Source organism: Comamonas aquatilis (genome assembly GCF_965139575.1).
GTDB classification, from domain to species: Bacteria; Pseudomonadota; Gammaproteobacteria; order Burkholderiales; family Burkholderiaceae_C; genus Comamonas; species Comamonas aquatilis.
Window position 1 is genome coordinate 346,706 of sequence record NZ_CBCSIW010000004.1, and the last position, 8,793, is coordinate 355,498.

At 57.5% G+C, this 8,793-nt stretch carries 12 protein-coding genes; 6 read left to right on the forward strand and 6 right to left on the reverse strand.

The window, feature by feature from the left end:
* Window positions 1–89 precede the first annotated feature (89 nt).
* Both ACNAZA_RS08500 and ACNAZA_RS08505 read right to left on the reverse strand, forming a co-directional pair.
* Window positions 90–284 (reverse strand): hypothetical protein, encoded by a 195-nt coding sequence (locus tag ACNAZA_RS08500; protein WP_415796074.1) that lies wholly within the window; start codon window positions 282–284, stop codon window positions 90–92.
* Between the two features lie 1,429 nt (window positions 285–1,713).
* Window positions 1,714–2,409, reverse strand: coding sequence for a VOC family protein (locus tag ACNAZA_RS08505; protein WP_415796075.1), 696 nt, complete (start codon window positions 2,407–2,409; stop codon window positions 1,714–1,716).
* Between the two features lie 324 nt (window positions 2,410–2,733).
* Between ACNAZA_RS08505 and ACNAZA_RS08510 the strand changes: the two genes are divergently transcribed.
* Window positions 2,734–4,473, forward strand: coding sequence for a methyl-accepting chemotaxis protein (locus tag ACNAZA_RS08510; RefSeq protein WP_415796076.1), 1,740 nt, complete (start codon window positions 2,734–2,736; stop codon window positions 4,471–4,473).
* A 110-nt stretch (window positions 4,474–4,583) separates the two neighbouring features.
* Here ACNAZA_RS08510 and ACNAZA_RS08515 read toward each other — a convergent pair whose 3' ends face one another.
* Together ACNAZA_RS08515 and ACNAZA_RS08520 are read right to left on the reverse strand one after the other, a co-directional pair.
* Complete coding sequence (locus tag ACNAZA_RS08515) at window positions 4,584–5,264, reverse strand: LexA family transcriptional regulator (RefSeq protein ID WP_415796077.1); 681 nt, start codon at window positions 5,262–5,264, stop codon at window positions 4,584–4,586.
* Window positions 5,265–5,571: 307 nt separating this feature from the next.
* Window positions 5,572–5,889, reverse strand: a complete 318-nt coding sequence (locus ACNAZA_RS08520) for a hypothetical protein (RefSeq protein WP_415796078.1) — start codon at window positions 5,887–5,889, stop codon at window positions 5,572–5,574.
* On the opposite strand from ACNAZA_RS08520, the gene ACNAZA_RS08525 reads away from it, so the two are divergent.
* Entirely contained in the window at window positions 5,882–6,052 is a 171-nt protein-coding gene (locus ACNAZA_RS08525) for a hypothetical protein (protein ID WP_415796079.1), read from the forward strand. The genes ACNAZA_RS08520 and ACNAZA_RS08525 overlap by 8 nt on opposite strands.
* 62 nt (window positions 6,053–6,114) lie before the next feature.
* Here the strand turns inward: ACNAZA_RS08525 and ACNAZA_RS08530 are convergent, their stop codons facing one another.
* Both ACNAZA_RS08530 and ACNAZA_RS08535 read right to left on the reverse strand, forming a co-directional pair.
* On the reverse strand, window positions 6,115–6,348 hold the full coding sequence (locus ACNAZA_RS08530) for a hypothetical protein (RefSeq protein WP_415796080.1): 234 nt from the start codon (window positions 6,346–6,348) through the stop codon (window positions 6,115–6,117).
* A 72-nt stretch (window positions 6,349–6,420) separates the two neighbouring features.
* Window positions 6,421–6,696, reverse strand: a complete 276-nt coding sequence (locus ACNAZA_RS08535; protein ID WP_120968693.1) for a hypothetical protein — start codon at window positions 6,694–6,696, stop codon at window positions 6,421–6,423.
* 61 nt (window positions 6,697–6,757) lie between these two features.
* Here ACNAZA_RS08535 and ACNAZA_RS08540 point away from each other — a divergent pair, with 61 nt between their 5' ends.
* The 4 genes from ACNAZA_RS08540 to ACNAZA_RS08555 all read left to right on the forward strand — a co-directional run.
* Window positions 6,758–7,228: a phage regulatory CII family protein gene (locus ACNAZA_RS08540; RefSeq protein ID WP_240467021.1), complete on the forward strand. Its 471-nt coding sequence runs from the start codon at window positions 6,758–6,760 to the stop codon at window positions 7,226–7,228.
* A 1-nt stretch (window position 7,229) separates the two neighbouring features.
* Window positions 7,230–8,063: a hypothetical protein gene (locus tag ACNAZA_RS08545; protein ID WP_415796082.1), complete on the forward strand. Its 834-nt coding sequence runs from the start codon at window positions 7,230–7,232 to the stop codon at window positions 8,061–8,063.
* Between the two features lie 71 nt (window positions 8,064–8,134).
* A complete protein-coding gene (locus tag ACNAZA_RS08550; protein WP_415796083.1) occupies window positions 8,135–8,476 on the forward strand; it encodes a hypothetical protein in 342 nt (113 codons plus the stop codon).
* A gap of 14 nt (window positions 8,477–8,490) precedes the next feature.
* On the forward strand, window positions 8,491–8,793 hold a 303-nt coding region (locus tag ACNAZA_RS08555), incomplete at its 3' end, for a helix-turn-helix domain-containing protein (RefSeq protein ID WP_415796084.1).

Consider the following 8,793-nt stretch of genomic DNA (forward strand, 5'->3'; position numbering starts at 1 on the left):
CATTGCGGCTGCGCAGAAAATTACAGCCGTTGTATGGTCCGTTGAGTTCGCGTCTGCTTGCTTGATGTAGCAAGGGGCGGGGCCGTTAGTCAGGGCTTTTCGCGCAGGCATTGCACGGTGTGAGCGTCAAGCCATTCGGCGTGCATGCCGGGGCAAGCAAATTCGTCACGCACGGATTTTGTGAGTGTTTTGGGCTCGTCGGCTTGAGCGCTGGGGGTGGTCAGCCAGAGGGCGCCCATGAAGATGGCGGCGACGAGGATCAAGGATTCGATGATTTTTGCCATGATGTTTCTCCGGTCTGGCGCTTATCAGTCAAGCGCATGTAGCTATCAAACTTGATGAGGTTGACCGTTCAGAGCGGCCAGGCTTCGGGGGTGGTGGCAATGACGACGACTACGCCGATGAGGCAGAAGATGCCGAGGAGGGCGAGCGCCCATCGCGCGGCATTCAAAAGTTTTGCCCCAAGGTCGGGGCGAGCAGGAGCAAGGCTGCTAATAGCAGCGCGAGCGCCAGGGTGCGGGTGTGCGGCCATTTCACAGACCTCCCTTCTCGCGCAGTCGCTGCACGAGGTCTTCATCAACGGGCTGAGAAACGGTGCTGTACAGCATGAAAACTCCTGAAGGCGAGAAGAAAGTCCGCGACGCGGGTCGGAGAGATAAAAGGCCAGTGCCTTGAGGGGCGCGAAACCAATGAAGGGGCGGAAGGATTGCGCTTCGCTAACTGGCGGTAAAGGTTGCGGCTGCTTTAGGGCAGATCCATCAAGGAAGAGTGCGAGCCCGGCTTTCGGTCTGTCGGTGGCGGCATTGCATTGCCAAGGTCCACACCCGGCTTGCACTCTTTCTTGATGGCCCCGCTTCGGCCCTGCGGGTGAGGGCACATGCTTGGAGCGGCATGCTGCTCAGAATTTTACTGTTATTTTGATCAGTGCTGTTTGTATGTACAGTAGTTTAGGTTTTGCCTGTTCAGTTCGTCAACAGAATTTGCAGTCGGTGTTGTTTGGCCGCGTTGGTCGCAGGCGGAGCCAAAAGAAAAGCCCGTCCAGCAGCTGCTGGGGGCAGGGGTGAAAAATGCCGATGCCCTTGCGGGCGTGCCAGGAAGTGGAGGTGAGGGAGGGCGGAGATGCCTCTGGCTCGGCGAAAAACGGTGCAAACCGCAGCGCCCTGGTGCAAGGCGCTCTGGTTTGGCCCCGATGCGCTCGGGGTGGGCGTTGCCGGGATTCCAACCGGTGTTGCCGTTCTTGCTCTTGGCCGCATTCGCCTCACCCTTTTGACCGTGTACGCACTTTGGCGGCTGGATACGGCAGGGATGCCGCGCAGTGCAGCGGCCGTGCCCGCTGATGCGATGGAGCCCGGGGACGCTCCGCACTGGTGGAGCGAACGACATGGGCGATCGATTTTTGAAAGAGATCGGGCCTGCCCCGGCCAATGCCTTGGTGCCCATCGCGTCTGCAATTTCCGAATGCACTCCCTCTGCTGCCGACCATGCGCTAGCGTTGGTTGGTCTTGGTTGTGCCGTAGTGGTTGCTGCGATGAGTATATTTAACCATGGTTAAATAAAAGGTGTCAACCATGGTTAAATATAATTTATGAAGAGTTCTTCAATGAGGTTGGGCTGGGTCATAAAAAAAGCCCGCTGCTGCGGGCTGGTTTGGGGAAGTCGATGAGAGTGCCGAAAGTTCTGGTGTGACCAGCTCATCCTGGTTGGCGGCAAAGCTTACTGGCTTAGTTCCGCTTTGTTGTGGTTGGTCTGGTGGAGTAGCTGGTTGGCAGTCGACAGAATGCGAAGCCCATGCGGAGTGTCGATGTGTGCGACCAGGCGCGCTGAGGTGCTGGACTCGGCTTGGCGCACGGAAACCGGTGCGTCCAGATCTAGTGAGGACAGTAGCTGAGATACGCGGTCTGGGGTTGGGTGAAAGATCTCGAGTTTGGCTAGAGACAGTCCCTTATCTTCTAGCGTGCGAGCGGGGTGCACATCGGTATGCCACTCGACAAGGGCGGGAGCCGTGCCATTGAGCGGAACTGAGCCATCCTCAGGAATGGTGATGAGCCAGTCGAGTGCGCCACGACTCATGGCTTCGATATTTCCAAGTGGTTCGGAGGCTTCGGCGGCCATTTTCTGGATGTTGGGAGTTCGAGCCACCCATGTGGACAGCGATGGGGGCGATTGCGGGTTAAGGCTGTCAAGCGCAAACCAGCGAGGCCGTAAAGGCGGCTGAACTGCTCGGTTGGGTGCAATGACTTCAAGGAACATGCTGTTGCCGAGGCGAAGCAGTAGATTGTGGGTAGCCATGCGTGGATGCTCGCCGCCAGTTTGTAGCGAGACACCGAGTGTCTCGGACACGAACTTTGCACCCGCTTCAAGCGAGAAGGCTGTTACCGTGATGTGATCGAGGAGTGAACGTGACGCCATAAGCTCCTAAGTCAGGTAAGTGCTGCCAATTGAACGAGGGCTGGTTTGCAGATGTTACTTTGTAACTGTGGATGCTGACCAGCCTACATGACTGGGCTGGATTCATTGCCCGACCTGTTGCCGCAGTTCACCCATGTTTACGAGTAGTTGTGCTTTACCCACAAACGGTTGCTGGCAGATCGTGAAGTCAGAGTAATTCAAGCCAAGGGCATTAAAAATAACTCGATGCCTTGATGCATACTGAAATGGATACAATTTGATTCAGATAGAGAATTGCAATAATTTTTGCTAAAAATCGACTGCCAATATTAGGAGGCGTCTGACATGGATCGTTTGAAAATTTCCACCCGAATGACCGTTTCGTTTATGGTCATGATGGTGTTGATGTTGATCCAAGGAGGCGTGGCCCTCCTAGGTTCGTCAGAGCAGAATACGGCTCTCACTGCAATAACCGAAAGCCACATACCTACTATTCGCTCCTTGAACACCATTACGGATGATGCCAATGAGCAGGTGATTCAGTTTCGAAATTTGGCACTGTTTTCAACAGCGAAGATTCAGGAGTCAGCCCGCGCCACAATTCAGAAATCTCGCGCTGAAGCTGCGGTTGAGATGGAGAGCCTGAATCAGCTCATACGGGTTACCGAAGATAGATCGCTGTTGCAAGATTTGAAGGGGCGTAACCTAGCCTTCCTCAAACAGGGTGACGAATTTCTTGGGCTTCTTGATCAGGGAAATAGTCAAGCCGCAGTGGAAATGCTTGAGAACCAGTTGCGCCCCACCCAGCTCGAGTATCAGCGTCTCATTCGCGAAATGCTGGAGCATCAGACAAAGAAGTCTGAAGTAGCTAGCCAACAAGCAGAAGCTGCGGCCCTGAGTTTGTCGCGAAGCATTTGGGCCACAAGTGCAATAGCCATTGCGTTGGCTATTTTTCTTGCCGTTGCTATTACTCGTTCGATTACCAGACCCCTTACTCAAGCTGTGGCAGTTGCCGACCGCGTGGCTGGCGGTGACCTGAGTGGTCAAATTGTTGTCAAGTCCCGGGACGAGATGGGTCAACTGCTCAACGCATTAAAACGCATGCAACAAAGTCTGGTCACGACGGTGACCACAGTGCGAAGCAATGCACAAGGGGTGGCTTCGGCCAGCGCTCAGATTGCGGTAGGCAACAGTGACCTGTCCAGTCGAACCGAAGAGCAGGCGAGCGCGTTGGAGCAAACGGCGGCATCCATGGAGCAGTTGGGAGCTACTGTTCGACAGAATGCCGACAATGCACGCCAGGCGAATCAGATGGCCATCAGTGCGACCTCAGTGGCTGCTCAAGGTGGTGAAGTGGTTGCAGAAGTGATTGCGACCATGAAAAACATTGACGCGAGCAGCAGCAAAATTGCCGACATCATCAGCGTTATCGATGGCATTGCCTTTCAGACCAATATCTTGGCCTTGAATGCGGCCGTAGAAGCAGCACGCGCAGGCGAGCAAGGTCGAGGTTTTGCTGTGGTTGCAAGCGAAGTGCGGGCCTTGGCTCAGCGCAGCGCCGAAGCAGCCAAGGAAATCAAACTGCTCATCGCGAACAGTGGCCAGTGCGTGGAGCATGGGTCGCAGCTCGTGGACAAAGCAGGTAAAACCATGATCGAGGTGGTTGCGGCAATTCGCGGCGTAACCGATCTCATGGGTGAGATCAGTTCGGCGAGTCATGAGCAGAGCTCGGGAATGGCTCAGGTGGGTGAGGCCGTCACTCAAATGGATCAAACCACGCAGCAGAATGCCGCGCTGGTGGAGGAAATGGCTGCTGCCGCTAGTAGTCTGAACAGCCAGGCTCAGGCCCTGGTGGGGGCGGTGGAAGTCTTTAAGCTATCTGAGTTTGAGCAAACGAATCGCACAGAAGCAGAGGGTCTGGCTTCTTTGATGCATGCGGCAAAGTCGGTAAAAACAACGCCACCTATAAATCGTCCTCGAAGCTCAGCGATTGCAGCCAAGCCTGCTGCTCTGAGTCGTCCTGCAATGATGGCTGGAGCCCAGCGATCTACAGACAAGGCTGACAGCAATTGGGAGGCATTCTGAGCGACTGGCCGACGGGGAAATATGCCAACTGACCTTTACAGGTAGAGGGCATAGCCCCGCAGTCGAGGGCCTTGTCGTCAGTTGCTAGGCAACCAGTGGCATTGCAATGGCTACAGCTTTTGGCCATTCCATGCCCAGACGACGCGGCCCAGCACGCGCACCTGGTGATCGCCGTTCAGTTCATCCACGGTCTTGATGTTGGGGTTGTCCGAGCTGACCTCCAACGTGCCTGACATGCGCATGCGTATGCGCTTGATATAGGTCTGACCGTGCACATCGAGCACATAGACGCCTTCATGGCTGGCAGGGTCGCGCGAGCCCACATCGACCAGCAGCACGTCGCCGTCACTGAAAGTGGGTGACATGCTTTCGCCATGAGCGTGAATGAACTTCAGCTCCTGGATGTTGCTGGGCTTGATGTACTGGTTGATCCAGTGCGCGGATAGGGCTAAGTCGCCCACCACATAGTCCGCATCCAGTGTGTCATTACCTTTGCCCATGCTGCCGCTGTTGGCTAGCAGGGGGATGCGTATCAGGTCTTCGTTTTCTTCTGAAAAAACAATGCCGCCCGCATTGCGTGCCATGTCGCCCATGCCGGTCGCAAGCCAGTCCGACGACACATTTAGGCGTGCAGCGGCCTTGGCATTGTTCTCAGCGGTGAATGCCTTGCTCTCGCCCTCAAGGACTTTTCGCGCAGCCTGATATGACACGCCAACAGACCTCGCAAGCTCTGTGATGTCTACACCGGCGGCTTTCATTGCCTTCTCAATACGTTCTTTGTAATCAACCATGGTTGAAATCATGGCGGATTCAATACTAACTATGGTTGCTTTCATTCTTTAACTAAGGTTAAGATTGGGGCATGACGATCCGAAAAACAGAGGCCATAGAAATGCTCGGCGGCTCCACTCGAGAAGTGGCTGCCGCTTTGGGGGTGTCTTATCAGGCCGTTGACAAGTGGCCCGAGGTCCTCAGCGACAAGATTGCTGACCGCGTTCTCGCTGCATGGGCTCGTCGAAACGTAGAGGGCTTACCTCCGCCGTTTGCAAAGTCAGTCTCTCAGACTCAAACCGGCCAGGAGGAAGCTCATGGCTGATATCACCAACCCAGCCATCGCTTCATGGCCTCGCTTTGCAGGTCAGAAAAAGTGGTGGCCAGGACGCCGCCCACAGCACCTCCCAGTGCCCAAATCCATTTCTGCAGACGGCCGATCAGGCTGTTTGCGCGTTTGCTTTCGCCAGCCGCAGTCGCGCTACTGCGATGAACCCGTCCCGTGGCCATTCCCGCTTCTATCAATTCGGCCGCCGCTTCCCAGTCTTCTGGTCTGGCGGGCTGTCCATCCAACAAACGGAGGTAGATGCCTGTGAACTCTGGTGAACGTCTTTTCTGGATCACGTTTGCGGTGGGCATGTTCATGTCGACTGTGTTGGTGAAAGCCGGTGCGCTGCATCGCTTCTGGCCGGAGCATTTCGCGCAGCCGGAAGCCTGCGTGCAACAGGCCGTTGCGGTGCAGGCGGTCGAGAGTTTGCTGCGCGATTCAAGCTTGCCTGAGGCGGTGGAGGGCCAAGCGCATGTGTAAGACCTTTATGTCCTGGCTTGATCCATTGCAGGAGCGCGTAGCTGCTTCTCTGCGTTACCGCCTCAGTTTGTCACGTTCTCCAGCCATTGCTTCATGTGCTCTATCGCAATCAAGCGACTTTCAGGGACTGACTGATGCAGCAAAGCCGTCTCAACAGCTTGCAGCCGTAGAAGCCCGCTCGTGCGGAATTCGTGCTTGTCCACAGTGCAGTTTGCAACAGCCATTACCAGGGCTGTCAACGCATCAATCTGGCCGTTGAGGTAGTGAATGTCTTCATTCAGGGGTTTATTGCTCATGGTTTGCATTGACAGCGGTGTTGATGAAGTCATCGTACTCAAAGATTTCGTGTGCTCAATTTCGAGCCGTGCTTACGTCAGCACCCGCACTGCCACGCGCTGCAGTTCTTCGATCACGGGCATGGGCACGCTGCCGGTGCGCAGCATCTCGTGGATGCACTGGTTGTTCCAGCGACCAACCTTGCGGGCGGTGAAGCTGTCGCGGCCTTCGACGTCGAGGACAAAGACGATTTGCTGCAGCAGCAGCTCCATGGCCTGGGCCCACTCGGGTGTGGGGGCGATGGGGGTTTGCTTGGCTGTCTGTGCGGCGGCCGTCAGCGATGCGCCTGAGAAGTGAGGTGTGGTCATGAGAAGCAGTGTCTCTTTTCCTCCCTACACAAACAATGGCGAATTGGATGCTCAGGCCGACATGCCAATACCAGTCGATGTTGCGGATGCGGCCTATCTGATTGCGCACAAACATCCCGGCGGTGTGCGAGTGCTAGCTGAGCGCATGGGCGTGAGCGCCAACACGTTGCAAAACAAGCTCAACCCGAACAACACGACGCACCACCTTACGCTGCGCGAATCTGTGGCGCTGCAGGTGATGGCGGGCAACCCGGCTATCTTGCGCGCTATGGCGGCGGCTCTGGGCTACACCTGCGTGCCCGCGCTGCCGGACCAGGCTGCGGGCGACCCGGTGGAGGCGTTTGTGGCCCTGCAGCAGGAGGTGGGCGAGTTCACGTCCGCAGCGGCAGACGCTTTTCGTGGTGGCAAGGCCATGGTGAGCCGCAACGAGATCAAGCGCCTGCAGTACCGCTACAACGAGCTGATATCTGCCTTGAACCAGCTGCTGGTCACGGCGGCAGCGCGCGTGCCGGCGCCAGTAGAGGAGGGCTGATATGCATATCCAGCTGAGCACGCGGGTGCTGAACCAGGCGGAGCTGCTGCGGCAGATCCACGGCCTGACGGGCGCACAGGCCGCCAAGGCCTATGCCAAGGCGCTGAACGATACGGGCTTCGAGATCCGCCGTGCCATGCAGGACGAGATGCGTGCGGTGTTCGACCGGCCGACCAATTACATCTTGCGCAGTCCGTTTGTGCGCATGGCTACGGCCGCCAAGCTGAGCGTGACCATCGAGCCGACTTATATGGGCGGCAAAGGGATCGATCCGCAAAAGATTCTGGATGCCCAGACCTGGGGTGGCCGTCGGCGCGACAAGCGCAGCGAGGTGGCGCTCAAGCGTGCGGGCATCTTGCCGGCCGGCTATCAGACGGCTATTCCCAGCGATGACCGAGGCGGGCCGTACCCCGGCAGCGATGACGGCAAGGGCAATTTGCGGGGGCCGTTTTTGGTGCAGCTGATTAGCTACTTCCAGGCGTTTGGCGAGCAGGGCTACAAGGCCAATATGAGCGCCAAGGGCTATCTGCGCGTGCATCGCGGCACCAAGAAGCAGGCAGGCCGGCGCTACTTCGTGGCCTATGGCAAGACACGTGGCGGCCCACGCATTACCCAGAAGGGCGAGCAGGACGAGCGCACGGCACACCTGGCTCCCGGCATCTGGGCGGCCAGCGGCACAGGCGGCGCCGATGTGCGTCCGGTGCTGATGTTTCTGCGGCCGGGTCGTGGCTACCAGCCGCGCTTTGACATGGACAAGGTGGCCAAACGTGCCGACGCCACGGCCTATCTGGAGCGCCGTATCCGCTACCGCTTGCGCGAGGCCGCAGACGTATGACTTCAATGAACAAAGCAATGAATTTGAGCGCAGGTGCAATGCCGTGCGCGTTGATATCAGGAGGTTCAACCATGAAACCAACCCACAACGCTGTGACGGCGCGCGATACGAGTGCCGAGGCCTTTGCGGCCTTGGGCAACGAGACGCGCCGCCGTTTGAACGAACGCCTGTACGAGTCGCTGCGTCACGCGCACCAGTACGGCAGCCGAGACATGAGCCGCCGCGAGCTGCGCGATTACCACAACCAGCAAACAGGCGAGTGGCTGGAGCTGAGCAGCGTGGCCAGCACGGTGAACGCTCTACTTGCCGCCGGAAAGCTGGAGGAGGGAGAGGCACGCATGTGCAGCTTGTCCACCCGCCTGCGAACCATCAAACCCGTGCGTTGCAAGGCACGTCAAACGGCCTTGGCCTGATAACGAGAGAGAGTATGAGCACGATCATCATGTCGGCCTGCTGGCCTATGCAGGGCATGTCTGCTGCACAAAAGGCGGTTCTGATATCGCTGGCGGATCAGGCCAATGACGATGGCTATTGCTGGCCGTCTGTCAAAACCATCACGGTGCGCACATGCCTGTCCGAGCGGGCGGTGCAGCGCGCCATTCGGTGGTTGGAGTTGGCCGGAATTTTGCGTTCAAGCGAACGCCGAGGTACGTCGACCGTGTACCAGTTGACCCCCGCAGCATATGCACCCCCGCACGAGGTACCCCCCGTACCAGCGGCACCCCGGGGT

Excerpts from the sequence above, each read along its gene's own strand:
- ACNAZA_RS08500 (WP_415796074.1), bottom strand. The coding sequence starts at position 284 with ATGGCAAAAATCATCGAATCCTTGATCCTCGTCGCCGCCATCTTCATG.
- ACNAZA_RS08505 (WP_415796075.1), bottom strand. The coding sequence starts at position 2,409 with ATGGCGTCACGTTCACTCCTCGATCACATCACGGTAACAGCCTTCTCG.
- ACNAZA_RS08510 (WP_415796076.1), top strand. The coding sequence starts at position 2,734 with ATGGATCGTTTGAAAATTTCCACCCGAATGACCGTTTCGTTTATGGTC.
- ACNAZA_RS08515 (WP_415796077.1), bottom strand. The coding sequence starts at position 5,264 with ATGGTTGATTACAAAGAACGTATTGAGAAGGCAATGAAAGCCGCCGGT.
- ACNAZA_RS08525 (WP_415796079.1), top strand. The coding sequence starts at position 5,882 with ATGTTCATGTCGACTGTGTTGGTGAAAGCCGGTGCGCTGCATCGCTTC.
- ACNAZA_RS08520 (WP_415796078.1), bottom strand. The coding sequence starts at position 5,889 with ATGAACATGCCCACCGCAAACGTGATCCAGAAAAGACGTTCACCAGAG.
- ACNAZA_RS08530 (WP_415796080.1), bottom strand. The coding sequence starts at position 6,348 with ATGAGCAATAAACCCCTGAATGAAGACATTCACTACCTCAACGGCCAG.
- ACNAZA_RS08535 (WP_120968693.1), bottom strand. The coding sequence starts at position 6,696 with ATGACCACACCTCACTTCTCAGGCGCATCGCTGACGGCCGCCGCACAG.
- ACNAZA_RS08540 (WP_240467021.1), top strand. The coding sequence starts at position 6,758 with ATGCCAATACCAGTCGATGTTGCGGATGCGGCCTATCTGATTGCGCAC.
- ACNAZA_RS08545 (WP_415796082.1), top strand. The coding sequence starts at position 7,230 with ATGCATATCCAGCTGAGCACGCGGGTGCTGAACCAGGCGGAGCTGCTG.
- ACNAZA_RS08550 (WP_415796083.1), top strand. The coding sequence starts at position 8,135 with ATGAAACCAACCCACAACGCTGTGACGGCGCGCGATACGAGTGCCGAG.